At 41.7% G+C, this 23,948-nt stretch carries 28 protein-coding genes; 1 reads left to right on the top strand and 27 read right to left on the bottom strand.

What is annotated here, in order from left to right; all coding sequences use genetic code 11:
• From HMPREF1115_RS08975 to pbp2a, 5 genes are all read right to left on the bottom strand, one after another.
• On the bottom strand, positions 1-454 hold a 454-nt coding region (locus tag HMPREF1115_RS08975), incomplete at its 3' end, for a hypothetical protein (RefSeq protein WP_001049308.1).
• A 120-nt stretch (positions 455-574) separates the two neighbouring features.
• Positions 575-1,111 carry a transcription termination/antitermination protein NusG gene (gene nusG, locus HMPREF1115_RS08980; RefSeq protein WP_000376728.1) on the bottom strand — a complete coding sequence of 179 codons (537 nt, stop codon included), beginning with the start codon at positions 1,109-1,111 and terminating at the stop codon, positions 575-577.
• A 57-nt stretch (positions 1,112-1,168) separates the two neighbouring features.
• Positions 1,169-1,345 (bottom strand): preprotein translocase subunit SecE, encoded by a 177-nt coding sequence (gene secE, locus HMPREF1115_RS08985; protein WP_000505776.1) that lies wholly within the window; start codon positions 1,343-1,345, stop codon positions 1,169-1,171.
• Positions 1,346-1,354: 9 nt separating this feature from the next.
• Complete coding sequence (gene rpmG / locus HMPREF1115_RS08990; protein ID WP_001809375.1) at positions 1,355-1,507, bottom strand: 50S ribosomal protein L33; 153 nt, start codon at positions 1,505-1,507, stop codon at positions 1,355-1,357.
• A gap of 52 nt (positions 1,508-1,559) precedes the next feature.
• The gene (gene pbp2a, locus HMPREF1115_RS08995; RefSeq protein WP_000762590.1) at positions 1,560-3,755 is read right to left on the bottom strand and encodes a penicillin-binding protein PBP2A; all 2,196 of its coding nucleotides are present in this window, start codon (positions 3,753-3,755) and stop codon (positions 1,560-1,562) included.
• A gap of 86 nt (positions 3,756-3,841) precedes the next feature.
• On the opposite strand from pbp2a, the gene HMPREF1115_RS09000 reads away from it, so the two are divergent.
• Complete coding sequence (locus HMPREF1115_RS09000; RefSeq protein ID WP_013670154.1) at positions 3,842-4,717, top strand: RluA family pseudouridine synthase; 876 nt, start codon at positions 3,842-3,844, stop codon at positions 4,715-4,717.
• 66 nt (positions 4,718-4,783) lie between these two features.
• Here HMPREF1115_RS09000 and gap read toward each other — a convergent pair whose 3' ends face one another.
• From gap to nagA, 22 genes are all read right to left on the bottom strand, one after another.
• Entirely contained in the window at positions 4,784-5,791 is a 1,008-nt protein-coding gene (gap, locus tag HMPREF1115_RS09005) for a type I glyceraldehyde-3-phosphate dehydrogenase (RefSeq protein ID WP_000260682.1), read from the bottom strand.
• Between the two features lie 318 nt (positions 5,792-6,109).
• Positions 6,110-8,761, bottom strand: a complete 2,652-nt coding sequence (gene adhE / locus HMPREF1115_RS09010; protein WP_000763992.1) for a bifunctional acetaldehyde-CoA/alcohol dehydrogenase — start codon at positions 8,759-8,761, stop codon at positions 6,110-6,112.
• A gap of 295 nt (positions 8,762-9,056) precedes the next feature.
• The gene (locus HMPREF1115_RS09015; RefSeq protein ID WP_000413191.1) at positions 9,057-9,470 is read right to left on the bottom strand and encodes an MORN repeat-containing protein; all 414 of its coding nucleotides are present in this window, start codon (positions 9,468-9,470) and stop codon (positions 9,057-9,059) included.
• Positions 9,457-9,900, bottom strand: coding sequence for a low molecular weight protein-tyrosine-phosphatase (locus HMPREF1115_RS09020; protein WP_000724856.1), 444 nt, complete (start codon positions 9,898-9,900; stop codon positions 9,457-9,459). The genes HMPREF1115_RS09015 and HMPREF1115_RS09020 overlap by 14 nt, the downstream gene beginning before the upstream one ends.
• A 48-nt stretch (positions 9,901-9,948) precedes the next feature.
• Complete coding sequence (gene yajC / locus HMPREF1115_RS09025) at positions 9,949-10,269, bottom strand: preprotein translocase subunit YajC (protein WP_025168800.1); 321 nt, start codon at positions 10,267-10,269, stop codon at positions 9,949-9,951.
• Between the two features lie 128 nt (positions 10,270-10,397).
• Positions 10,398-12,374, bottom strand: a complete 1,977-nt coding sequence (tkt, locus tag HMPREF1115_RS09030; protein ID WP_000067903.1) for a transketolase — start codon at positions 12,372-12,374, stop codon at positions 10,398-10,400.
• A gap of 118 nt (positions 12,375-12,492) precedes the next feature.
• Positions 12,493-13,116 (bottom strand): hypothetical protein, encoded by a 624-nt coding sequence (locus HMPREF1115_RS09035; protein ID WP_000910058.1) that lies wholly within the window; start codon positions 13,114-13,116, stop codon positions 12,493-12,495.
• Positions 13,117-13,171: 55 nt separating this feature from the next.
• Positions 13,172-14,158 carry an RNA-binding cell elongation regulator Jag/EloR gene (gene jag / locus HMPREF1115_RS09040; protein WP_000242588.1) on the bottom strand — a complete coding sequence of 329 codons (987 nt, stop codon included), beginning with the start codon at positions 14,156-14,158 and terminating at the stop codon, positions 13,172-13,174.
• 14 nt (positions 14,159-14,172) lie between these two features.
• Complete coding sequence (locus HMPREF1115_RS09045; RefSeq protein WP_002882513.1) at positions 14,173-15,000, bottom strand: membrane protein insertase YidC; 828 nt, start codon at positions 14,998-15,000, stop codon at positions 14,173-14,175.
• Positions 14,975-15,346: a ribonuclease P protein component gene (gene rnpA, locus HMPREF1115_RS09050; protein ID WP_000748118.1), complete on the bottom strand. Its 372-nt coding sequence runs from the start codon at positions 15,344-15,346 to the stop codon at positions 14,975-14,977. The genes HMPREF1115_RS09045 and rnpA overlap by 26 nt, the downstream gene beginning before the upstream one ends.
• Before the next feature lie 149 nt (positions 15,347-15,495).
• Positions 15,496-16,686 (bottom strand): acetate kinase, encoded by a 1,191-nt coding sequence (locus HMPREF1115_RS09055; protein WP_000167792.1) that lies wholly within the window; start codon positions 16,684-16,686, stop codon positions 15,496-15,498.
• A 50-nt stretch (positions 16,687-16,736) separates the two neighbouring features.
• Positions 16,737-17,690: a class I SAM-dependent methyltransferase gene (locus HMPREF1115_RS09060; protein WP_000345111.1), complete on the bottom strand. Its 954-nt coding sequence runs from the start codon at positions 17,688-17,690 to the stop codon at positions 16,737-16,739.
• A 57-nt stretch (positions 17,691-17,747) separates the two neighbouring features.
• A complete protein-coding gene (locus HMPREF1115_RS09065) occupies positions 17,748-18,338 on the bottom strand; it encodes a class I SAM-dependent methyltransferase (RefSeq protein ID WP_000679781.1) in 591 nt (196 codons plus the stop codon).
• Positions 18,339-18,370: 32 nt separating this feature from the next.
• A complete protein-coding gene (gene comGG / locus HMPREF1115_RS09070) occupies positions 18,371-18,784 on the bottom strand; it encodes a competence type IV pilus minor pilin ComGG (RefSeq protein ID WP_000265644.1) in 414 nt (137 codons plus the stop codon).
• Entirely contained in the window at positions 18,762-19,223 is a 462-nt protein-coding gene (comGF, locus tag HMPREF1115_RS09075) for a competence type IV pilus minor pilin ComGF (RefSeq protein ID WP_000250711.1), read from the bottom strand. The genes comGG and comGF overlap by 23 nt, the downstream gene beginning before the upstream one ends.
• Entirely contained in the window at positions 19,186-19,488 is a 303-nt protein-coding gene (comGE, locus tag HMPREF1115_RS09080) for a competence type IV pilus minor pilin ComGE (protein WP_000413377.1), read from the bottom strand. The genes comGF and comGE overlap by 38 nt, the downstream gene beginning before the upstream one ends.
• A complete protein-coding gene (gene comGD, locus HMPREF1115_RS09085) occupies positions 19,451-19,885 on the bottom strand; it encodes a competence type IV pilus minor pilin ComGD (protein ID WP_001180059.1) in 435 nt (144 codons plus the stop codon). The genes comGE and comGD overlap by 38 nt, the downstream gene beginning before the upstream one ends.
• Positions 19,848-20,171, bottom strand: coding sequence for a competence type IV pilus major pilin ComGC (comGC, locus tag HMPREF1115_RS09090; protein WP_000735800.1), 324 nt, complete (start codon positions 20,169-20,171; stop codon positions 19,848-19,850). The genes comGD and comGC overlap by 38 nt, the downstream gene beginning before the upstream one ends.
• A gap of 1 nt (position 20,172) precedes the next feature.
• Positions 20,173-21,189: a competence type IV pilus assembly protein ComGB gene (gene comGB, locus HMPREF1115_RS09095; protein ID WP_198429613.1), complete on the bottom strand. Its 1,017-nt coding sequence runs from the start codon at positions 21,187-21,189 to the stop codon at positions 20,173-20,175.
• On the bottom strand, positions 21,137-22,078 hold the full coding sequence (comGA, locus tag HMPREF1115_RS09100) for a competence type IV pilus ATPase ComGA (protein ID WP_000249577.1): 942 nt from the start codon (positions 22,076-22,078) through the stop codon (positions 21,137-21,139). The genes comGB and comGA overlap by 53 nt, the downstream gene beginning before the upstream one ends.
• Before the next feature lie 65 nt (positions 22,079-22,143).
• Positions 22,144-22,509 (bottom strand): DUF1033 family protein, encoded by a 366-nt coding sequence (locus tag HMPREF1115_RS09105; RefSeq protein WP_000286396.1) that lies wholly within the window; start codon positions 22,507-22,509, stop codon positions 22,144-22,146.
• Positions 22,510-22,662: 153 nt separating this feature from the next.
• On the bottom strand, positions 22,663-23,814 hold the full coding sequence (gene nagA / locus HMPREF1115_RS09110) for an N-acetylglucosamine-6-phosphate deacetylase (RefSeq protein ID WP_001134434.1): 1,152 nt from the start codon (positions 23,812-23,814) through the stop codon (positions 22,663-22,665).
• Between the last annotated feature and the right edge of the window lie 134 nt (positions 23,815-23,948).

A 23,948-nucleotide genomic window follows, 5' to 3' on the forward strand; every position in this document is an offset into this window, starting at 1 on the left:
TAAAGGAAAGTTCTCTCAGGAGAGCTTTACGTCCTCTAAAGACTTCCCCTCCCATGAGACGGTCTATTAGCTCTTGTTTTTCCATACTCTGCTTTGATTTGTAATTCTTTAGAAGTTCGTGAAAAAGATAATAATCGTCCAGCCTGAGTCCTTTTTCTCCTAGACGATGGCTAATCTCACTCACCTCTTCATAGGGTTCTTTGTCGAAACGACGCTTGTGGCTTTCCTGCTTACGGATGTAATCTAGAATACGATTTCTAAATTTTGTTTTAAAGCAAACATAAAGTTGATGGCGCTCGCCCTCTAGTAACTCTGGGTTGCGAGTCACCAGCTCATATAGGCATAACATGCCTTCTTGATCCCAGTCCTCTTTCTCCCACAGATGCAAATGATAATCTTTGCGACACTTATGGACAATTCCCTTACTTTCTTCATATAAGTCTTTTAGATTCATAGACCTCTCCTTTCTGCATTTAGTTTAGCAAAATGCGCGAGCCCATGGGTCTACTTCCTCTGTTTTATACTTCTTCCTTCCTCAACGGCACATAAAAAGAGAGGCAAAGCCTCTCTGGGGTTATAATTCTGCAATTTGGTTGAGATTCACTTCTGCAATCGTATCATTACCAAACATAGAGATAATCATCTTCACTTTGTTGTTATCAATTTCAGTAATTTTACCTGTGTAGTCTGCAAAAGCACCATCAATAATGCGGACTGTCTGGCCAACTTCAACATCAATATCAAACTCTTGAACAGTTTGTCCCATTGAAACCAAAATATCACGGATTTCCTGTTCCAATAGTGGAGTTGGTTTTGATCTGTTACCGTGTGAACCGACGAATCCTGTTACGTTAGGTGTATTTCGAACAACGAACCATGCTTCATCTGTCATGACCATTTCTACAAGGACATAACCCGGAAAGCGATTCTCTTCAATTTCTTTTTTCTTTCCATTTTTCTCAACTTGCACAGTTTGTGTTGGAATCTCAACGCGTAGAATATTATCCAACATGTTATAAGTCTGTGCACGTTGCAATAGATTTTCTTTTACCTTATTTTCATAGCCAGAATAAGTTTGTAGAACAAACCATCCCTTGTCAAAACTATCCATGATATTTCCTTTCATACATATATAGAAGAAAGCTAGCAGAAGTTCTCCGCTTCTCTTCTAAAAAATGTTAATAAATCGAATCAAACCTGAAACAATCAACTGGTCAAAAATGTAAATGATGACCACAAAGAAGGCTGTGTATTCCATAATAGAGCGAAAATCTCTCCAGCTTTCTTTGCGAGTTGGCCAAGTTGTTTCTTTAAGAAGTTTAAAAATATCCTTAATAAAACCCATCGTTCTCTCCTATCTCGTTTCTCTATGTGTCGTATATTTTCCACAATGTTTACAAAATTTATTTACTTCTAGTCGTGTTGGCTTGGGGTTCCCACTAATTTTGATTGAGTAATTCCTTGAACCACAAACTGCACAAGCTAGGCTTGCTTTTTTTAGTGCCATAACGCCTCCATCTTATCTATTATAACAAGAAACCTAGGCTTTGACAAGCCTATTAACGAAATAGATTAAGGATTGAGTCCCATATTGTCTGGGCTTTTTCTTTTATCTTAGCTTCTGAAATCGCACGTCCTGCTTCATCTACAAGATTTTGTGCACGACTACGAATATCTCCTATCGGGTCCTCAGACTGGTTTGTCTCATTTTCAACGGTTTGCTTTTTCGTATTTTCTGGTTCAATACCATTTTGTTTATAAGCATTCTCAACTGTAAAGGTGCTACCAGGAGTATAAGGCAAGATGGTATTAGCCATACTTCTAAAGACATGGGCAGCGCCATTAGAAGTCGAACCTGCTAGATAATGGTTCTCATCTGTTGTTGGGAAGCCGAGCCAGTGGCTGATTACCACATCCGGAGTATAACCAATCACCCACTGGTCACTGGTATATTCTGGGTTGAAAACAGCTTCAGTCGTACCTGTTTTACCAGCCATAACGTAATCCGCTGGTGACGAACTAATTCCTGTACCATTGGTAAATGTTCCTAGCATCATACTGGTCATTTTATCAGCTACCGACTTATCAATCACTCGTTTTTGGGAGTTTTTATGACTCTTGATGACCTGACCGCTGGCATTTTCAATACGAGTGATGAAATGCGCTTCAGGCATTAGACCTCCATTGGCAAAGGCTGCATAGGCTTGCGCCATCTGGAGAGGATTCGTCTCCACACCTCCACCAAGAGCAACTCCAAGAACTCGGTCAACTTTTTCCATATTCAGACCAAATCTCTCCCCAGCGTCAAAAGCTTTGTCAATACCTAATTTATTTACAGTCGCAACTGCTGGTAGGTTGAGTGATTCTGCCAAGGCCTGATACATAGGTACTTCTGGAGATGTCTTAATACCTGCATAGTTATCTACTTGATAACTGTTGTACTGCATCGTATGATTATCCAGTTGCTTGTTCAAGGCCCATCCTGCTTCTACTGCGGGTGTATAAACGACTAAAGGTTTAATAGTTGAGCCTGGGCTACGCTTAGACTGAGTGGCATAGTTGAAATTGCGGAAGCCTGGTTTGTCATCACCAGCTACACGACCAACAACTCCACGCACTCCACCAGTCTTGGGTTCTAGAGCGACACTACCTGATTCGGCATGCGTTCCGTCTTCTGCTGTTGGAAATAGCGAAGTGTTTTCGTAAATAACCTGCATGTTTGCTTGGTAGTTTTGGTCAAGCTCTGTGTAGATTCGATAGCCGTTGTTGACAATCTCTTCTTCCGTGAGATTGTACTTGGAAACCGCTTCGTTGACAACTGCATCAAAATAGGACGGGTAACGATAATCCGAAACTTTTCCTTCATACTTATCTTGCAGTTGTGAAGTCATATCTACTCCAGCCGCTTCGGTCTCTTGATTTTTATCAATATAGCCCGCTGCAACCATATTTTGCAACACAGTATCCCTGCGTTTAGTTGAATCTTCAATGGAATTCAAAGGATTATATAACTCTGGTCCCTTGAGCATCCCTGCTAGAGTGGCCGCCTGATCAAGCGTTAGTTGCGAAGCGGATACACCGAAATATTTCTTACTTGCATCTTCAACACCCCATACCCCGTTTCCGAAATAGGCATTATTGAGGTACATAGTAAGGATTTGCTCCTTGCTGTATTTCTTTGTTAACTCTAAGGCAAGGAAAAACTCCTTGGCCTTCCGTTCAACGGTCTGGTCCTGAGACAGATAGGCATTTTTCGCCAACTGTTGAGTGATGGTGGAACCACCTCCAGAACGACCTGCTGTGACAATAGCTAGGAAGAAACGACCGTAGTTAATCCCATCATTTTTATAAAAGGAACGGTCCTCTGTCGCGACAACAGCATTTTGCAAGTCTTTACTGATATCTGTCAGTTCAACATAGGTTCCCTTTTGACCTGATAGGGCTCCTGCCTCTTTTTCTTCGCGGTCAAAAATCAGAGTTCGCGTTTTCAAGGCATTTTGCAAATCATTGACATTGGTAGACTTGGCTATCGCAAATAGGTAGGTTCCTACTATCAAACCTGCACTTAACCCTAAAATGATGACGATTTTTGTCAGATGATAACGACGCCAGAATTTCCGAATCGGACCTACATGGCCTAATTTTTTTCTATCGCTCCGTGAACGACGCATGCTAGTCGAATCAGACTCTGCTGATTCATTCGTTTCTTTTTTAAAGAGAGAAAGAAACTTCTCAAATAATTTATCTAATTTCATGCGTTTATTTTATCATCTTCACCATAGGAACTCAAGAATTTAGCTACTCCCTATCCAAATAGGGCTTTTTTTGTTACAATATCTGTATGCAATTCACATTTACATTACCCGAATCCTTGCCTCAAATGACGGTCAAACAATTTCTAGAGGAACAACTCCTCATCCCTAGAAAAATCCGCCATTTTTTGAGAATAAAGAAGAACATCTTAATGAACCACAAACAAGTTCACTGGAACGAGATGGTCAAGCCAGGGGATATTTGTCAGTTGACTTTTGACGAGGAAGATTATCCCAAAAAAGAAATCCTTTGGGGCAATCCAGACCTCGTTCAAGAGATTTACCAAGACCAACATCTCATTATCGTCAACAAGCCCGAAGGCATGAAAACTCACGGAAATCAACCTGGTGAAATTGCCCTTCTCAACCATGTCTCTGCCTACGTTGGTCAAACCTGCTATGTCGTTCATCGCCTGGATATGGAAACAAGCGGTTTAGTGCTTTTTGCTAAAAATCCTTTTATCTTACCCATCCTCAATCGTTTGTTGGAAAAAAAGGAAATCGCTCGTGAGTACTGGGCACTTATAGAAGGGCGAGTAGAGAGTAAAGAACTTGTCTTTCGAGATAAAATTGGTCGTGATCGACACGATCGTAGAAAAAGAATAGTTGATGCAAAACATGGACAATATGCTGAAACACATGTAAGCAGATTAAAGCAATTCCCAAATCAGACTACCCTTGTCCGTTGTAAACTAAAGACCGGTCGAACACATCAAATCCGTATTCACCTCTCTCATCATAACCACCCTATTCTGGGCGATCCTCTCTATAACTCTAGTTCAAAAGTAAGCAGGCTCATGCTTCATGCCTTTCGACTTTCCTTTACTCATCCACTCACCTTAGAACAATTGAGTTTCACTGCCCTCTCGGATACTTTCGAAACAAAATTAAAACAAAATGGATGACACTATCATCCATTTTTCTATACAAAAAAGCAAGACCAGAAGGCCTTGCTTTTATCAACTCAAGAATTATTTAGCGATTTTTGCAAAGTATTCAAGAGTACGTACAAGTTGTGCAGTGTATGACATTTCGTTGTCGTACCATGATACAACTTTAACCAATTGTTTACCGTCAACGTCAAGAACTTTAGTTTGAGTTGCGTCAAACAATGAACCGTAAGACATACCTACGATATCTGAAGATACGATTGGATCTTCTGTGTAACCGTATGATTCGTTTGAAGCTGCTTTCATAGCTGCGTTTACTTCATCAACAGTAACGTTCTTTTCAAGAACTGCTACCAATTCAGTAACTGATCCAGTTGGAGTTGGAACACGTTGTGCAGATCCGTCAAGTTTACCGTTCAATTCTGGGATTACAAGACCGATAGCTTTAGCAGCACCAGTTGAGTTAGGAACGATGTTTGCAGCACCAGCGCGAGCACGGCGAAGGTCACCACCACGGTGTGGTCCGTCAAGGATCATTTGGTCACCAGTGTAAGCGTGGATAGTAGTCATCAATCCTTCTACAACACCGAAGTTGTCTTGAAGAGCTTTAGCCATTGGAGCCAAGCAGTTTGTAGTACATGAAGCACCTGAGATAACTGTTTCAGTACCGTCAAGAACGTCATGGTTAGTGTTAAATACAACTGTTTTAACGTCGTTTCCACCAGGAGCAGTGATAACAACTTTCTTAGCTCCACCTTTAAGGTGTTTTTCAGCTGCATCTTTCTTAGCAAAGAAACCAGTTGCTTCAAGAACGATTTCTACACCGTCAGTAGCCCAGTCGATTTGTTCTGGATCACGTTCAGCAGAAACTTTAACGAATTTACCGTTAACTTCGAATCCACCTTCTTTAACTTCTACAGTACCGTCGAAACGACCTTGAGTTGTGTCGTATTTCAACAAGTGTGCAAGCATAACTGGATCTGTAAGGTCGTTGATGCGAGTAACTTCAACACCTTCTACGTTTTGGATACGGCGGAAAGCAAGACGACCGATACGGCCGAAACCGTTAATACCAACTTTAACTACCATTAGTGATTTCCTCCTTATGAAAATCATGAAAATTTTATTGTGAAAAGAGTAACTTGAATCACTACAAATCACCTTTCAACAAACCTATTATATAACTATTTGAGTTTAATTGCAAGTACGGGCGTTGATTTTCTCTCCTGCTTTTCTACTTTTTCTCCCCCTTTTTATTCATCCATTCTTTTATTTTCAAAGCATATCTCTAGAATCTTTTATAATATCTGCATATCCTCTTCATTTCAAGGTGAAACTCCAATTTCAACGCTTTCAGAGTTTACAAAAAAGAGACAGGATTTCTCCTGTCTCTAGGCTGATAAACAATTATTTGCGACGTCCTGGTCGTTCTGCATAACCATAGTAAGCATCTGCCATGATTTCTTCCATGTCAGCTACCATTGGCAAGCGAGGGTTAGCAGGTGAACATTGGTCTTCATAAGCAAGCAAGGCAATTTCATGCAAGCTGTCTTTCCAAGCTTTTTCATCGATTCCTTGATCCTTGAAGTTCATCTTGATGCCTACTGCAACACCAAGTTCGTAAACAGCTTTAGCGTATGCTTCAACTGCTTCTTCTGGAGTTGAGTGAGGCAAACCAAGCATTCTAGCAATATCTTGGAATTTTTCGTCAGCTTTCCAGTAGTTATACTTAGGCCATGTAGTCGTCTTAGATGGGCGAGTACCATTGTAACGGATAACGTATGGAAGCAAGATTGCGTTTGTACGTCCGTGAACAGTATGGTGAACCGCACCGATCTTGTGGGCCATTGAGTGGCTCATACCAAGGAAGGCATTGGCAAAGGCCATACCAGCCATTGTAGATGCATTGTGCATTTTTTCGCGAGCTTCTGGATCAGCGGTCTTAACAGATTTTTCCAACCATTCAAAGACAAGTTTGATTGTTTGAAGGGCGATACCGTCTGTATAGTCGTTAGCGAAGTTTGAAGTGTAAGCTTCAGTCGCGTGAGTCAAGACGTCCATACCTGTATCCGCAGCGATGAAGTCTGGAACTGACTCAACCAAAGCAGGGTCAACAATCGCAATAGTTGGTGTCAATGAGTAGTCAGCCAATGGGTATTTGCGGTTGTTTTTCTTATCAGAGATAACGGCAAATGGCGTTACTTCTGAACCTGTACCTGAAGTTGTTGGAATACCAATGTATTTCGCTTTTTTACCAAGTGATGGGAAGCGGAAGGCACGTTTACGGATGTCCATGAATTTTTGAACCAAGTCACGGAAGTCGATTTGTGGTTGTTCGTAGAAGAGCCACATTACTTTGGCCGCGTCCATTGGAGAACCACCACCAAGAGCGATGATTGTGTCTGGTTCAAATGCTCTCATTACTTCAGTACCACGTTCTACAGTTGTGATATCTGGGTCTGGTTCAACATCTGAGAAGACTTGGACAGTTACACGGTTGCTGCGTTTGTTCAATTGGTCAATAATGCGTTGAACAAAACCAAGTTTTTCGATCGATTTGTCTGTAACAATCATAACGCGTTCAATATCTTCACATGTTTGAAGGTATTGGATAGAATTGCGTTCGAAGTAAATTTTTGAAGGAACTTTAAACCACTGCATATTATTTCTACGTTTCCCTACTTTCTTGATGTTTAGAAGGTTGATCGCACTCACGTTATCACCGACTGAATTGTGTCCATATGAACCACATCCAAGTGTCAATGATGGAATGAAGGCATTGTATACGTCACCGATACCACCGAAAGTAGATGGAGAGTTCCAGATAATACGCATTGCTTTGATTTCTGTACCAAAGCGTTTAGCAAGAGCTTCGTCTTTTGTATGGATAGCTGCTGAGTGACCAAGTCCGTTAAACTCAACCATTTGACGAGCTTTTTTAAGACCGTCTTCTGTATCTTCAGCTTTTAGGACAGCGATAACTGGTGACAATTTTTCACGAGTCAACGGTTCTTTTGGTCCTACTTCTGCACATTCTGCAGCCAAGATGTTTGTTCCTTCTGGAACGCTAAATCCTGCTTGTTCAGCAATCCATGCTGCTGGTTTACCAACGATATTTGCATTTAGTTTAGCACCTGCACAGTTTTTGCTATTAGCTTTTACACCGAAACAGAATTCTTCAAGAAGTGCTTTTTCTTTTTTGTTTACAAAGTAAGTGTGGTATGATTTGAATTCTTCTACAAACTCGTCATATACTTCTTTATCAATGATAACGGCTTGTTCTGATGCACAGACCATCCCATTATCAAATGATTTAGACATAACGATGTCGTGAGCAGCTTGACGGAGGTCAGCAGATTTTTCTACATAAGCAGGAACGTTTCCGGCACCTACCCCAAGAGCTGGTTTCCCACATGAGTACGCAGCCTTAACCATGGCATTACCACCAGTTGCAAGGATAGTTGCAACACCTTCGTGGTTCATAAGCGCTCCAGTTGCTTCCATAGATGGTTCTGTAATCCATTGAACACAGTTTTCAGGTGCTCCAGCCGCAATAGCTGCATCACGAACGATTTGTGCTGCGTGAGCAGAAGATTCTTGAGCTGATGGGTGGAAGGCAAACACGATTGGATTACGTGTTTTCAAAGCAATCAAGGATTTGAAAATCGCTGTTGAAGTTGGGTTTGTTGTCGGAGTGACACCACAGATTACACCGACAGGCTCCGCAATCTTTGTCAAACCTGTAATTGGATCATCTTCAATAACTCCAACTGTTTTAACTCCACGCATATTGTTCACTACATGCTCACAGGCAAATAGATTCTTTGTTGCCTTGTCTTCAAATACTCCACGACCAGTTTCTTCAACTGCATGTTGTGCAAGGATACCGTGCGCGTCAAGTGCTGCAACCGAAGCTTTTGCCACGATGTAGTCAACTTGCTCTTGGTTCAACTTGCGCATTTCATCAAGCGCAACCAAGGCTTTTTTCACGAGACCATCGACATGCTTTTCAGCAGCAAGTTGTTTTTCCTCTGGTGTTACTGTTTTTTTATCAGCCATATTATCCTCCATAGCCTTTAAGGATTTTATCCTTTGTTAATTTTTTCACAAGTTTATTATAACTCTTTTTTTATGCTTTGTAAACAGTTTCATAAACATTTCACAAAGAAATTTCCTGATATTGTGATTTTTTTCTCAATATGGCTACGCAACAGAGTTTTGCTTGGATAATTGTGAAATTATGGAGAAAATTTTTTTATTTCACAAAGTTTTTCTAGTTGAGAGTTATTTACCGAATTTAAGCACAGAAAGCGTTTTCTTTTTAGATTTTGAAAATAGTCTCCTAACTTGGAGACTACTGTTTTTGTTGAAAAACGCCTTGTTTAAAGGTCCCTTCATAAACAACTTCTTGCTCTGTAGTCAACTTCCCTTGACCTTCAGCCTGACCATTTACAAAATCACCTTCGTATTTCCAGCCATCTTTTGATTGGAAAGTCCCTTTTCCATTAAAGGCACCATTATTGAAAGCACCTGTATATTGGTCTCCATTTTCAAAGGTCAGGGTTCCTTGACCATTCATTTTCCCTCGTACCAAGGTGCCATCATAAACAAGAGCTCCACCATCAAGTGTCAGGACACCCTTTTTAGGCGTATTTAGCAGAAATACCGAAAGAGCACAGAGTACCATTACGACCACTGCAATGAGCTCTAACCTAGGGCGAGTTAGGTAAACTCTACACTTCTCATAAAATTGTTTAAGCTTTTCCATTGTCACTCTCATTTTCTAATCGATCTAGCCAGCTTTGACATCCACTTGTGATACGAGCATAGGTTTCCTCAAAATCTCCTGTATACCAAGGATCTGGGACACTTTCAGATGCAAAAGAGTAAATCTTATATTGTAGTTCCTGAGGACACATGTGACGCAGATCTGAAACGTTCGAAACATCCATACCGATAATGTAATCAAACGATTTAAAGTCCTCTCTGCCAATCTGAAGCGATGTTTTATCTTTGTCATACGGAATCTGATACTGCTGGAAAATCGCCTGCGTTCCCTTATGAATCGGATTACCATGTTCCCAAGACGAAGTTGCACGACTCTCAACTTGATAATCACTCGTCATGGACTTCATCACAAACTCTGCCATGGGGCTGCGGCAGATATTTCCTAAGCACACAAATACTATTTTTTTCATCCCTTTTCCTCTCATATCATAGAAAAACGGGAGTGATAGGATCCCGTTTTATTCTTCGATTGCTCCGCCTTCGTCAACAACTGTTCCTTCTGGTGTCACAGCTTCTTTGAGTGGCAAAACGGTCTTGATCGCAGCCAATTCAAAAGTCAAATAAACGCCATCTACATCCAGTACGATTGTACCTTTCTCAGTATCTACTTCATCCACTGTTCCGTAAAGTCCACCAATTGTGATCACTTCATAGCCTTTTTGAAGCTTGTTCAAGCTTTCCATACGCTTTTGAGCTTGTTTCTTTTGAGAACGCTGCATAAAGAACATCAAGGCAAACATACCTACAAGCATGATTAAAAATGTTAAATTTGGACTAATATTTTCCATAGTATTTTCTCCTTTGTAATTCCGATAAAACTACTATATCAAATTTCACCTATTTTTACAAGGTTGTGCCTTGTTTTTATGGTTATAAAAAATCAGAGTTTTCACTCTGATTTTTGTGATTATTTCAAGTTTTGAACGACTTTGACTAGATTTTCAACTGTAAATCCGTACTCAGCCAATACTTTTGGTGCTGGGGCAGATGCTCCAAAGGTATCAATACCGAGAACTGCACCATCAAGACCAACATATTTGTACCAGTTTTGAGTTGCACCCATTTCGACTGCAACACGACGGCGGACTGCATTTGGAAGGATTTCTTCCTTGTATGCTGCATCTTGTGCGTCAAAGACATCTGTTGATGGCATGCTGACTACACGGACTTTTGCACCTTGGCTAGCCAATTCTTTGGCAGCTGCGACAGCGAGATTGACCTCAGAACCTGTTGCAATCAAGATAGTGTCAAAGTCAGCTGCATTTTCATAGACAACATAGGCACCTTTCGCAACTTTATCAAAGTCTGTTCCCTCTTCGACAGTCAAGTTTTGACGTGTCAAGACAAGGGCAGTTGGTGTTTTTTCGCTTGTCACGGCAAGGTACCAAGCCGCTTGAGTTTCACGCGCATCTGCTGGGCGGAAAACATTCAGATTTGGCATAGCACGGAGACCTGCTAGGTGCTCAACTGGTTCGTGAGTTGGACCATCTTCACCAACTGCGATTGAATCGTGAGTAAAGACATAAGTCACAGGAAGTCCTTGCAAGGCTGACAAGCGGACAGCTGCTTTTACATAGTCAGAGAAGACGAAGAAAGTACCACCGTATACACGAAGTCCACCATGAAGGGCCATCCCGTTCAAGATCGTTCCCATTGCAAATTCACGAACACCAAACTGAATGTTGCGGTTCAAGCGATTAGCGTCGTCTTGAAGTCCATCCGTTTTGATATAAGTCATGTTTGAGTGAGCGAGGTCAGCTGATCCACCTAGGAAAGTTGGCAACTTGGCAGCGACAACGTTCAAAGCATCTTGGCTTGAATTACGAGTTGCTTGAGAGAAACCATTTTCTAAGGCTGGGAAGTCTGCTGGAGTCACCTCAACTGGGTCACGGCCGTCGATAATGGCTTCTACTTCTGCAGCCAGTTCTGGATGCGCTTCTTTATAATCTGCAACTAATTTAGTCCAAGCTTGATAAGCTGATGCGCCACGGTCTGCAACATTTTCCTTGAAATCAGCATATACTTCAGCTGGGATTTCAAATGGTTCATAGTTCCAACCGAGGGCTTGACGAGTTGCGGCAGTTTCATCTGCTCCAAGAGGAGCACCGTGTACAGCATTAGTTCCTTGTTTGTTTGGAGAACCGTATCCAATAACAGTCTTCACTTCAATCAAAGATGGTTTTCCTGAAGCTTTAGCTGTTTCGATAGCCGCATGGATTGCTTCCAAGTCTGTCCCATCTTCAACCAAGGCTGTGTGCCAACCGTAGGCATTGTAACGGTCACGAACACTTTCTGTGAAGGAATCTTTTGTCTCACCATCCAAGTTAATGTCATTTGAATCATAAAGAACAACCAACTTGTCGAGTTTTTGCAAACCTGCGTATGAAGCTGCCTCGCTTGAAACACCTTCCATTAAATCTCCGTCGCCACAGATTACATAAGTATAGTGGTCAAAGATATTGAAGCCTTCGCGGTTATATTTGGCTGCTAAGAAACGTTCTGCTTGGGCAAAACCAGTAGCAGTAGAAATCCCTTGTCCTAGAGGACCAGTTGTAGCGTCAACCCCTGCTGTATGACCAAATTCTGGGTGACCCGGTGTTTTTGAACCCCATTGGCGGAAGTTCTTGACTTCATCCATGCTAACATCTTCAAAACCAGAAAGGTGAAGAAGGGCATAAAGAAGCATTGAACCGTGTCCTGCTGAAAGAATAAAACGGTCGCGGTTGATCCAGTTTGGTTGAGCTGGATTGATACGAAGTTGTTTTGTAAAGAGGCTATAGGCCATAGGAGCAGCCCCCATAACCACCCCTGGGTGACCTGAGTTTGCTTTGTTGATGGCGTCAATACCCAGAAAACGAATTGCATTAACAGATAGATTTGACATAGAATTTCCTTTCTCTTTGAGGTGATTAATGAATCACACATCCTATTTTACTATTATATGAAAAAATGCATAGAATAGCAATAAAACAATTTGCGTTCATCTAACACATTTGATTTGTCTATTCCCTCGTCACCTCATAGTAAGGGAGCAAGCGAGTATAAGCATCTTCTAGCTCCTCCAATATCGCTTCTACTGACTGATTCTCAATGAGGGAAACATCTGACTTGACTAAGACTTTACGAACTTCCTGACTTCTCACCTTCTCGCGTAAAGTACGACGATTCTCCTCAGTAGCCTCCACCTTATGACTTTCCCCATTTGAGTAGACTAGATAATAAATTCCTTCTACCACTGGAAGATCTAAAACCTTGGCTTGTTTGTCTAAGGTCTGTTCGTCTTTCTTGCGCTCAATGAAACTGACTTCCAAAGAAATCCCAAAGTCAGCAGGTGTTCCATACAAACGAAGAGCCATCATAGGTTCTGTCACTTGTCCGTCTCTCTGAAGATAGGCCCAGAAATGCGGCCGCAAGCGTTGCGCTTGGTTCATCCACTGACTAGTCTGTTGCAATTGCCATTCTGGATGACTAGCTTGAAAGGTTTTGGCCAGTTCTGTAAAAGACTTCCGAGCCTCTTGGCCTTTGTGACGCAATTCCAGCATCTTTTCTCTTTCATCGCCAGCTTTATCAGGATTACGGTACTGGACTCCTGCAAATGATAGGTATTCTCTAACTGCTTTCAGCATATCTGAATCTTTCCTTTCCTAACAAAAAATCAGGACGAACCTGATTTTGCTTTGCTTATTCTGCATCTACGACAACATAGCGATTTGGCTCGTCACCTTCAGAGTAACTCGTCACGCCATCCATGCGTGAAATAATGCGATGGATAATCTTGCGTTCGCTATTTGACATTGGATCAGTTTGTTGGCTACGTCCATCTTCTAAAACGCGAGTCGCCAATTTTTGAGCGTAGGTTTGCAAGACTTCTGCACGGTGCTCAACGTAATCATTGACATTGATTGTGATGTAGAAGGTTCTTGAATAGCGGTTATAAAGATAATTTTGAGCCAATAGTTGCAAGGCCTTCAAAACTTTACCATGATAACCGATAATACGACCTGGTTCATTCGTGTCAATTTGAAGATTGATGGTGCGGCGATTGTAGTCACTTGAAATCGTCCCTTCAACATCCATATCATCTACAATGGTTTGAACGTAGCTAGCTACTTCAGTTGCCACTTGTTCGATGTCATAACTTGGTTCTACTTTCAAGCCTAAATCTTCCAAAGATTGGCTTGTTGCTTCCTGCGTTTCAGTTTCTTTTTCTGGAGCAGAGTCCACTTCCTCGGTAGTATCCTCTGGTTCCAAATCATTTAAAATTGAAATATGACCTGTTTCTTCCAAAATCGTGCTGGCGTGCTTTTCATTTTTTAAGATTTCAGCCTTGACCTCTTCAGAGACACCTTGACCTTCTTCTTCAATTTTCTTAATCGCTTCAACTACATGCCCCAAATCAACAGTTGCTTCACTTACTGTTTTCACGGGTTCATTTTTTTCATTGACTTCTTTTGGAACCCCTTTAATGGCCTGCTGGTTGGCTTTGATCACTGTCGTTTCACTAATGGCTTCGATATCAACTTGAGCTGGCTTCTTACCAAACAAGCCTAAGAATCCTTTTTTCTCTTTCGAAACGACCTTGATGTGGGCCTTCATTCTTGGAATGTCTAATTCTTTCAATCCTTTTTGGATTGCTTCTTCAACCGTTGAACCTGTAAATAATACCATTACCAGATTCCTCCTTATTTTTTCTTTTTCTGTGCTTTTTTCAAAGCTCTTCTCTTCTTGCCTTCTAAATCTTTTTCTGCTTGCGCCACTGCTTCTCTTTCAGCAATAATCTTGAAAGGATTGTTCAAGAAATAGGTTTGCAAAACTTGGTAAGCATTGGATACGGCCCAGTACAAGGCTACACCACTTGGGGCGGAGATGGCAAAAACAAAGATCAATACAGGCATACCATACATCATCCCTGTCGTAGCTCCACTTTTTTCAGACAAAGCTTTATTCGATAACCAGCTACTCAAGAAGGTAAAGACTGCCGCCAAAATCGGAAGGACAAAACTTGTATCTACTCCTCCCAAATTAATCCATAAAAAGTGACCTGTTTTCAAAAAGTCTACTCGACTCAAGGCTTGAAAGAGCGCCAAGAGGACAGGCATTTGTATTAAAATTGGCCAGAGAGAGGATGAATGCTTAATCCCCAACTCTTTATAAACCTTGCGCATCTCCTGGTCTAGCTTGGTTCTACTTTCCATATCACGACCCGAATATTGCTCTCGCAAAGCCTTGATGCGTGGTTGAGCCTCTTGCATTTTTCTAGAGGCAACCATCTGTGTCTGAAAGACTGGCAATAAAATCGTCCGGATCAAGATTGTGAAGAGGATAATCCCCACTCCGATACTAATGTCAAAGGACAAAAAGCGGATAATTTCAGCAAAAAAATAGACGAATTTGCTCCAAAAGTCTGTCGAGTCTGCTGTTATATCGCTAGCTGCACCATTTGTTGCACAGGCTGTCATGATAACTAAGGACAAACCCAACAAACTAATCAACTGTAGTTTCTTTTTCACTCCCATTTCCTTCCTGGTAAATCTTTGATAACTTTAATACGTGGAGTAGATTTTTCTCCATCTCTGCATAATCCAAGGTCTCCACCCCTTTTCGGGCAATCACAACAAAATCAACATGCTCTACTAAACTCCCTTTTACACTTTGTAGAATGTGCCGGATTCGTCTTTTAATTTGATTTCTGGTAACTGCATTCCCCAGCTTTTTGCTGACGGACAGTCCTACTCGAAAATGGTTTTGCTGGTTTTCCAATTGGTAGACAACAAATTTTCGATTGGCAAAACTTGTTCCGTCCTTGAAAATCGCCTTAAAATCTTTCTCTCTTTTTACACGAAAGCTTTTCTTCAAAACTCAACTCCATCTATTAAATTACTACTATTATACCATATTTTTTGAAAAAGCCAATAACAGCAAGGTTTTAGACATTTTCTACATAAAAAAAGCTGGAAAACCTCTTTCCCAACTTCTTTTCACAATCAAATTTTACGTGTATTTACTTATTTTTTCAAGCGCTCAACATCGCGTGCAATCACCAATTCTTCATCTGTTGGAATAACCAAGACACGGATTTTCGCTGCGTCAGTTGAGATGTCTCCCGTTACGCCAAAGACGTTCTTTTCTGGATCTACATCACAACCAAACCAAGAGATACCTGAAATGACATCCTCACGAACCAAAGCTGCATTTTCACCAATCCCTGCTGTGAAGATAATCGCATCTGCTCCATTTAGGACTGCAAGGTACTGGCCGATATGTTTTTGGATACGATCAACATACATTTCATAAGCCAAAGTCGCATCATGGTCTCCTGCTTCCATAGCAGCAATCACATCACGCATATCGCTTGACTGACCAGAAACTCCCATAAGGCCTGATTCACGATTGAGAACGCGACTAATATCTTCAGGCGTGTTAAAGTCCTCTGTATATTGCATGAGATAAGGGATGATAGCAGGGTCAATATCTCCTGTACGAGTTCCCATCATCACACCGCCAAGTGGTGTGAATCCCATAGAAGTATCTACAGACTTCCCACCCTTAACAGCTGTGATAGAAGCCCCGTTACCAATATGGCAGGTAATCAATTTCAAGTCTTCTAGAGGACGACCCAAAAGTTTCGCTGCTTCTCCTGCGACAAACTGGTGACTTGTCCCGTGGGCACCGTATTTACGAACCTTGTTTTCTGTGTAGTATTTAGTTGGTAGAGGATAGCGATAAGCCTTCTCTGGCATGGTTGTGTGGAATGAGGTATCAAATACGACAACACTGGTAATATCTGGAAGCAATTCCTTAAATGCGCGAATTCCAGCTGCGTTAGCTGGATTGTGAAGAGGAGCCAAGAGTCCCAATTCCTCAACTTTTTCTAACACGTCTCCCTCAACAACTGTTGATTCCTTGAAATATTCACCACCTGCAACGACGCGGTGGCCGACACCTGTAATCTCATCGTACCCTTTGATAATGTCAAAACGAATCAAGTCATCCAATAAAATTTTAACAGCTTGTGTATGGTCTTCAATATCAAGGATTTGTTGCTCCGAACGACCGTCAAATTTTACTGTTGAAATTGAATCTTTCAATCCAATACGTTCAATCAAGCCTTTAGCCAAAACTTTCTCTTCAGGCATTTGATAAAGTTGCCATTTCAAGCTTGAGCTTCCTGCATTGATTGCAATTGTTTTTGTCATAAGATGATACCTCTTTTTAAGCGTTTTCATCTATTATAACAAAATCTCTTTTATATTTCAGTACCTTTGCTCCAATTTTGAAAATTTTCTTTAAAGGTAAACAAAACTGACGGATCTTGCAAGCTAGTAAGAGGGTAAACAAAGGGTTCTATTTCCTTGTCTCTTTTCTTCTGTAAGACAAAAATACTTTTAGCTTGGCTTGCAGTTGAGAAAATATCCTCTGGCAGAGAGATGATAGCAGCCAGACTCACTTCGTCTTTGAGCCACGCTTTTAACAAATCACTTTGAGGACTGGTCAATAAATCACTCGGAGCTAGAAAAATAGCATAGCCATCTGACTTAAGGTACTTGAGGCCTTGTTCCATCAGCAAATGATGGGCATAGGTATGCTCTTGACTAGAAGACACTCGGTAGCGCGAAGCGATGGCATCGTCTGGGTAATAGCCAACAGGCAAGTCGCTGATGACCACGTCGCTTTCTTTAAGCATTTGTGGACGAACGGCATCTCCTTGGACAAAACCAGCTTGTAAACCAATCACATCTGCCATACTGGCTGCCAGATCAATCAGCAAGTCATCCACTTCGATTCCCAAGTAATCTACTTTTTTAGCAAGAGAAGTCAAGAAAGTAGCGCCCAGAATCCCCATGCCAGAACCCATTTCGAGGATGCTAATTTCCTCTTGATCCAGCAACTCTTCCACAATAAGTACCAAGAGGAGGGCAATGGCATCCGGTGTAAACTGGTGATTGGCCTGTAAAGGCTCCGTTTGTCCTGCCTTCATCAAGAGAAACTGGTAGGTCTTGAGCCACTCTTCCTTGCGAAGCGCTAAGCGCTTAAGGGCTTGATTGTTCTCCTTGACCTGCTCTAGCTCGGTCTCGCCATCTAGGTAGATGCTGTTTTGCTCTACCAAGGCATCATAAAAGTTGGTCGCCAAATCACTTTGGATGACTTGGACATTCTCTAATAAATACGTATAAGCTTGTTCTATTTTTTCAAAATCCATATTCCTATCTTATCAAAATTCCCCTATTTTTTCCATCTGAAGAGAAAAATCACTGCTTTAGTCAGCGAGTGATTTTTGGGCTACTGTTAAAAAAAGTTCTGCGTAATTTCCTAGGAAAAGACCTTCAGCACTATAGAGGATCTGACTGCCAATGCTCGAAAAACCAAACTGGGCGAGCTTATTTTCCAGTTCAGTCAGCTCAAAGCCGTGGTGGTTGGTATCTGTCTTGACAAAATCGGCAATGAGGACCTGTCCATTCTCCCTAAGATGATGGTGAAACATGGCAAGAGTCGCATCTAGATCAGGCATATGATGAAGAACTCGACTGACAACAATCAGGTCAAATTGTTGCTCCAAAGGATTCACCAGTAAATCCTGTTCCAAGAGTTGAAGATTCCTGATTTCTTGCTCTTCTGTTTTCAAACGGGCTTGCTCCAGCATTTTCTCCGAGATATCTACTAGGGTAACCGACTGGGCTTGCTTAGCTAGAGGCAAGGCTAACAGACCCGTCCCACCACCAAAGTCCAATATTTCCTTGTCTGATAGAAGATCAATCTGTTTTTCAACTGCTTGACAAACCAAGTTTGCAAGAAAGATATTTTTGGGCGAATCAAAGGTTTCTGCTTTGTGATTAAAATCGTGTTTCATGCTTTTAGTGTAACACAAAGAAGTTGAATTGCCTAGGAATTGGCTTTCTTTTCAGGCTTTTCTTCTGATTTTTTCTTCCCTGCTTGATTGCTTGAATCAGTTGCTACCTCTTCCTTTTTAGCTGTTTTCTTTTCTTGGGTTTTCATCGGAGGAAAGAGAAATTCATAGTTGCTCTTATTCATACGAACACTTGTTGCAAAACCTGTTTTCGTATTTTGATAAGTAACTTTTCCCAGGTTAAAGACTCGTTCCCCACTTTCTTGTTCAGCCTTATCCTTGCTTCGCTTGGCCATGGCAAAAGCTGCCAACTTTTCTTTGTTTAGGGCAAAGTCTTTGTGATGGGCTACTTGCCGATTTAAATAAAACTGCAACAAAAGGCTAAAAATAGCTGCCATGGTGACTGCATATAAAAGAACGCCTGCCTTAACTTTTTGCTTTTTCCACACGATAGATAAATTCCCTTTCTAAGCCCTTTTGAAATTGGAAATGAAAGCGAACCAATTGATTTTCCTCTGTAATTTGAGCTGATTTGAGTCCATAAACCATCGGCTGATAGCCCCGTCCGCTGGTATCGGTTTTCCGAAAATCATCTGATTTGGACTTACCCATAGCGATATCCTTGCCATCTTGCTTCACATAGAGGTGATTGGCTTCCACCTTTTCAAACTGCGAACGCTCTAACTCTGCCTCCAGTTGATCCACAAACAAGAGCCACTCCTTTTGCTCGCTTTGTTGCTGGTAACGAACTTCTGAAATGAGGAGCTGACTCATAGCCTGAAAGAGGAGCAAGCCTCCGCTAATGACGATAAGGGCAATCAGAGATTCTAAAAGAGTGAAAGCTCTTACCTTACTGCTCTTTAAGGTCGAGTAACTTCTCTGAACCATGGTAGACCTCCACTCCTTTTTCGCTAGCAAACACCTGAATCTCCACTCCATTTATGTTTACCTGATTTTGCCCTGTTTGCAGAGCCATCTTCGCCACACGCAAGACTTCTTCCTTTTGCAAGATTTCTACCTCTTCCTGCCTATTTTTCTGGATTTGTCCTAAAAGAAGGGTCGCAATGCTGGCAAAAACGGCTAGAGCAACTACTGCTTCCAGTAAGATTACTGCCTTAATTTTTTGTTTCCTTAGTGCGTTTAATTTTTCCATTTCCTAGATATAATTGATAACGAATCGCTCCTTTGCTGGTCTGAAATTCAACCTTAGCCAGGGACGAATTGCCCCCAGCTCGGTCAAATATAATGCTTTGTCCAGATGGTGCCTGAATCCCTTTAGGAACGGTCAAGTTTTGACTGCCGTTACTGATCGTTTGCCCATCTAAGTTTAGACTGGTCTTTTGCTGACTAGCTACACTGCGTTTTTGAGTTTCACGATAGAGTTCTTCAAACTCCATAAAGAAAATCTGCTCCTCTACCGCCGCCAAACTGGATTGAACAGAACCGGACAAACCCAAGGCAAGGATACTCACAAGTCCCAAAACCAAGAGGCTTTCAAGCATGGTAAAGGCCTTAATCTGCAACAGTTTGACTTGTTTTTTGTTTTGCATGGTAGTCTTTATAAGCTTTAGCTTGCTCAGCTGTGATACGACCGTCCGCTTGTAATTTGCTAAGGCTAGCATCTTCATTCTTGTCCAGACTATAGAGCTCTGCCTGGCTTTCTACGACCTTGACAACAGCAGCTTTTCCTTTGTCATCTACGGCATCCTTTTGCTTGGTCAAATTGGGTACAAAGAGCAAGAGAAGAACACTGATGATGAGCAAGACGACTAACATTTCTACCAGAGTGAAAGCTTTAACCTTGGCTTTTTTTAAATTTGTCATGAGTTTTTTCATTTTAAAAATTTACCTCCATATTTTGATACATGGGCATGAGCATTGCCGCATAAAGTAAAACGATAATCAGGGCCACAAAGATAAAAACCAGTGGCTGCACCAGATTCATGGTGCGGTTGACTCGGGTAAAAAAGGCTTCCCAAGTTTTTTCGGCATAGATTTCCAACTCGCTCCCCAGCTTGGACTTGACTTCCCCATACTCGATGATGAGACTCAACTCCTTTTTAAAGAAAGGATAGGTTGCTATGGTTTGAGAAAATTCACGACCATTTTGCAGGGCTTGAGCCAGATCTTGACCGATTTCTTTAAAGAGCTGAGAACCTTGTTCCTGCATGATTTGAAAAATCTGCGTCAGCTCCATTCCCTGTGAAATCATATTGCCCCATTCACGCGCGTAATAGGCTGTCAGATAGGTCTGGACAAAGATTCCTAGAAAGGGAATCCGTGCTAACATCGAGAAGACCCGCATCTTGGAACTTCTTTTGTAGAAAGTGAGGGCTAAAAGTAAAGATAGAGAGCAAACCAACACTAGTCCCAGAAAAATTTGTGGCAGATTGCCAATGATTTGAGTGGCGATATTACTACTGTCCAGTTGGGGGAGCAGATAGTTGCGCAAGCCTAGCATGATTAGCAGGAGAAATCCCAGCAAAATCAGGGGATAGGTCGCCACTTCGATTAATTTTTTCTTGACCTTGGCTAGATTGTCCAGATATTCTTCTATCTTTCCCAAACTCAGATGGAGATTCCCATGAACTTCAGCTAGGGATAACTGAGTGACAATAGTACTTGAAAAGCCCATACTGTTCATCATTTCTGAGAAAGATTTCCCCTGAGACAAGCCTTGGTGCATCTGGGTCACATAGTCCTTTTCCAGCAGGGCACTTCTGCCCAAGAAAGAAATAATTTCCACCAAATGAAAGCCACTGGAGAAGAGGTTGTTAAACAAGGTGATGATTTTCTTCTGCTTAGCTGTAGCTAATTTTTTCCGTTTCAGCCTGAAGACTTGTGATATGTCCATCTTTAAGAAGCTGATCAATCTGGTCATTCCAGCTAATTGGCTGGTGTTCTTGATAGTCTTTGTTTGCAAAGTCAACGATTCCTCCTCCCCCGATTAATCTCTGGTAGCAGACTCCTTGTAGGACAACTGCTAGTTCCTCCTCCGTCACACCCAACTCCAGAAGGCGCTCATAAACACCTCGGATACTCTTGGTATGAATGGTTGAAAAGACTGTCGCCCCTGTCAAACTGGCTCTAACTACTGCACGCGCCGTCTCGCTATCCCGAATTTCACCGATAATCAGGAGATCCGGACGATGTCGGAGAGACAGTTTGATCAGATTTTCATAGCTCAATCCAATCGCCTCATTCAACTGCAATTGGAGCATGTCTTCCTGCTTGATTTCTACTGGGTCTTCGATAGACATAACTTGCTGTCCCTTAAAGAGGGACTTAGCTAATTCGTGCATCAGAGTCGTCTTGCCACTTCCGACTGGTCCCGCAAAAAGATAGAGGCCCCGTTGCCTGTACTGCTCGCCCAGTTCGTTCATATCCTGAAACCAAAAATGCAGTTCCTGCTCCTCATCGTGCAACAAACGAATGACCAAACTCTCATATCCCCGATAATCTCCTACGGTAGACAAACGCAGAGAAGACACCTTCTCCCCATGCTGATAGTCACAAGACCCCAGCTGACTACGCCTCTTCTCTCCTACGTTCATACCCGCTACAAACTTAAAATGACTAATCACAGCAGCTAAAACATCAAACTCATAGGAGTCAACTAGACACCGTTCGTCTCCAACCCGCATGTGAAGCTCGTAGGACTTTTCCTTGGGGATAAAATAGATATCCTGAGCTCCTTTTTCCTTAGCAGTCGCAATAATTTTCTGTGCAATTTCTTGTACCATAGCTCCCTCCTTATCTAGACTATTCGCAAAAAAAAATAAAAAAACAACTTTTAAAAGTTGTTTTTTTATCTCCATTTCATACGGCAAGAACGGTGTTTTTCTTGACCTGTTTGTTTTTCGTAGCCTGGACGTAGCTTTTCATCGGGGATGACTTGCTCATCCTGTAAAAGTGCCAAAGAATGGTACTGCTGCAAATACTCATCACACTCATCACACCAGCGTTTATCAGCAGGATCCCAAAAAATAGTCATCAAATCACTCCGACTCTTATAAAGAGGATTCTTCTTTTCCAGCTCAAACCAGCAGGATTTATAATATTTTAGAGCATCATAATACTTGTCAAAAGATTGACTCATGATGACATCTTCTTCCCAACCTTCTATGAACCACCACGGTTCAAAATCCCCATACATTTCTATAACACGATACATTCTTACTACTTCCTTTGTATCGTATATTATATCTAATTTTTTATTACAAGAAAAGGATTTTGCTTGCCTTTCCCTTTAGGAAGACTTCTTTAAATACCTGTTCAGCCTATCATAAAAATAGGAGTCCTTTATTGACCCCTATTTTTTATCTTCTTAGGCTTGATAACGTTTCACACCATCTAGGTAGGTTGCTACCAATTCCAAATCTTTATCTAGTACGATAAAGTCAGCGTCATAGCCTTCACGGATTTGCCCACAGACATTATCGATGTGAACAGATTTTGCTGGGTTGAGGCTGGCCATCATGACTGCTTCATGCGGATTCGCAATTCCCCATTCGACCACATTCTTCAAACCATCTTTGAGTTTGAGGATAGAACCTGCCAAATTGCCTGTAGATTTGAGGCGAGCAGTTCCATTAGCAACAACTACTGGGAATTCTCCCAACATGTAGTCTCCATCTTCCAAACCACCCGCTGTCATACAGTCTGTGATAAGGGCGATATTTTCAGTTCCTTTTTGTTTGAGCAAAATGTCACAGGCTTTTGGATCCACGTGATGACCGTCACAAATCAATTCTGCGTAAGTATGTGGTAACTCATACATGGCTCCCACCATACCGAGCTCACGGTGAGTCAACCCACGCATCCCATTGTAGGCATGTACCCAAACACTCGCTCCAGCATCAACTGCTTTTTTAGCTTCATCAAAAGTCGCATTGGAGTGCCCTAGAGCAACCGTCACTCCTTCACCCGTAACTGTACGAACAAAGTCTTCTACACCTTCGCGTTCTGGCGCAAGGGCAATTTTATTGAGCAAGCCATTGGCTGCTTTTTGCCAAGCACGAAACTCATCCATGCGAGGATCTTTCATGTAGGCAGGGTTTTGAGCTCCTTTGTATTTCTCTGTGAAATAAGGCCCTTCAAAATAGATGCCACGAATCTTGGCTCCACTTGCTTCCTGGTAACGAGCACCGATATTTTCAGTTACCGCAAGCAACTGCTCGTAAGAGGAAGTCAACGTCGTTGGCAAGAAGCTGGTGACACCTGTACTAAGTAGACCTTCACTCATAGTATGAAGGGTACCTTCGATGTTATTGTCCATGACATCCACACCACCAAATCCATGAATATGGGTATCCACAAGTCCTGGGGCAATGCTATAACCTGTATAGTCAATTACCTCAGCTCCTTCAGGAATCTCTTCTACATGTTTTCCAAACTTGCCATCCACAAGTTCTAAGTAACCGCCACGACGAACTCCGTGTGGGTAGAAAAACTGATCCGCTTTAATATAATTAGGCATAATGATAACCTCCTTGATAGATTGATTCTAGAATTTATTATGTCAATTACATTATAAACCTTTCTTTTTCATTTGTAAATGGTATAGACCTATTTTCTAGAGATATTTTAAAAGAGCTGGATATCTCCAACTCT

Source organism: Streptococcus oralis SK610 (genome assembly GCF_000257455.1).
Lineage (GTDB): Bacteria > Bacillota > Bacilli > Lactobacillales > Streptococcaceae > Streptococcus > Streptococcus oralis_CB.

Excerpts from the sequence above, each read along its gene's own strand:
- nusG (WP_000376728.1), bottom strand. The coding sequence starts at position 1,111 with ATGGATAGTTTTGACAAGGGATGGTTTGTTCTACAAACTTATTCTGGC.
- secE (WP_000505776.1), bottom strand. The coding sequence starts at position 1,345 with ATGGGTTTTATTAAGGATATTTTTAAACTTCTTAAAGAAACAACTTGG.
- rpmG (WP_001809375.1), bottom strand. The coding sequence starts at position 1,507 with ATGGCACTAAAAAAAGCAAGCCTAGCTTGTGCAGTTTGTGGTTCAAGG.
- pbp2a (WP_000762590.1), bottom strand. The coding sequence starts at position 3,755 with ATGAAATTAGATAAATTATTTGAGAAGTTTCTTTCTCTCTTTAAAAAA.
- HMPREF1115_RS09000 (WP_013670154.1), top strand. The coding sequence starts at position 3,842 with ATGCAATTCACATTTACATTACCCGAATCCTTGCCTCAAATGACGGTC.
- gap (WP_000260682.1), bottom strand. The coding sequence starts at position 5,791 with ATGGTAGTTAAAGTTGGTATTAACGGTTTCGGCCGTATCGGTCGTCTT.
- adhE (WP_000763992.1), bottom strand. The coding sequence starts at position 8,761 with ATGGCTGATAAAAAAACAGTAACACCAGAGGAAAAACAACTTGCTGCT.
- HMPREF1115_RS09015 (WP_000413191.1), bottom strand. The coding sequence starts at position 9,470 with ATGGAAAAGCTTAAACAATTTTATGAGAAGTGTAGAGTTTACCTAACT.
- HMPREF1115_RS09020 (WP_000724856.1), bottom strand. The coding sequence starts at position 9,900 with ATGAAAAAAATAGTATTTGTGTGCTTAGGAAATATCTGCCGCAGCCCC.
- tkt (WP_000067903.1), bottom strand. The coding sequence starts at position 12,374 with ATGTCAAATCTATCTGTTAATGCAATTCGTTTTCTGGGTATTGACGCC.
- HMPREF1115_RS09035 (WP_000910058.1), bottom strand. The coding sequence starts at position 13,116 with ATGCTGAAAGCAGTTAGAGAATACCTATCATTTGCAGGAGTCCAGTAC.
- jag (WP_000242588.1), bottom strand. The coding sequence starts at position 14,158 with ATGGTATTATTTACAGGTTCAACGGTTGAAGAAGCAATCCAAAAAGGA.
- HMPREF1115_RS09055 (WP_000167792.1), bottom strand. The coding sequence starts at position 16,686 with ATGACAAAAACAATTGCAATCAATGCAGGAAGCTCAAGCTTGAAATGG.
- HMPREF1115_RS09060 (WP_000345111.1), bottom strand. The coding sequence starts at position 17,690 with ATGGATTTTGAAAAAATAGAACAAGCTTATACGTATTTATTAGAGAAT.
- HMPREF1115_RS09065 (WP_000679781.1), bottom strand. The coding sequence starts at position 18,338 with ATGAAACACGATTTTAATCACAAAGCAGAAACCTTTGATTCGCCCAAA.
- comGF (WP_000250711.1), bottom strand. The coding sequence starts at position 19,223 with ATGGTTCAGAGAAGTTACTCGACCTTAAAGAGCAGTAAGGTAAGAGCT.
- comGE (WP_000413377.1), bottom strand. The coding sequence starts at position 19,488 with ATGGAAAAATTAAACGCACTAAGGAAACAAAAAATTAAGGCAGTAATC.
- comGD (WP_001180059.1), bottom strand. The coding sequence starts at position 19,885 with ATGCAAAACAAAAAACAAGTCAAACTGTTGCAGATTAAGGCCTTTACC.
- comGC (WP_000735800.1), bottom strand. The coding sequence starts at position 20,171 with ATGAAAAAACTCATGACAAATTTAAAAAAAGCCAAGGTTAAAGCTTTC.
- comGB (WP_198429613.1), bottom strand. The coding sequence starts at position 21,189 with ATGGACATATCACAAGTCTTCAGGCTGAAACGGAAAAAATTAGCTACA.
- comGA (WP_000249577.1), bottom strand. The coding sequence starts at position 22,078 with ATGGTACAAGAAATTGCACAGAAAATTATTGCGACTGCTAAGGAAAAA.
- HMPREF1115_RS09105 (WP_000286396.1), bottom strand. The coding sequence starts at position 22,509 with ATGTATCGTGTTATAGAAATGTATGGGGATTTTGAACCGTGGTGGTTC.
- nagA (WP_001134434.1), bottom strand. The coding sequence starts at position 23,814 with ATGCCTAATTATATTAAAGCGGATCAGTTTTTCTACCCACACGGAGTT.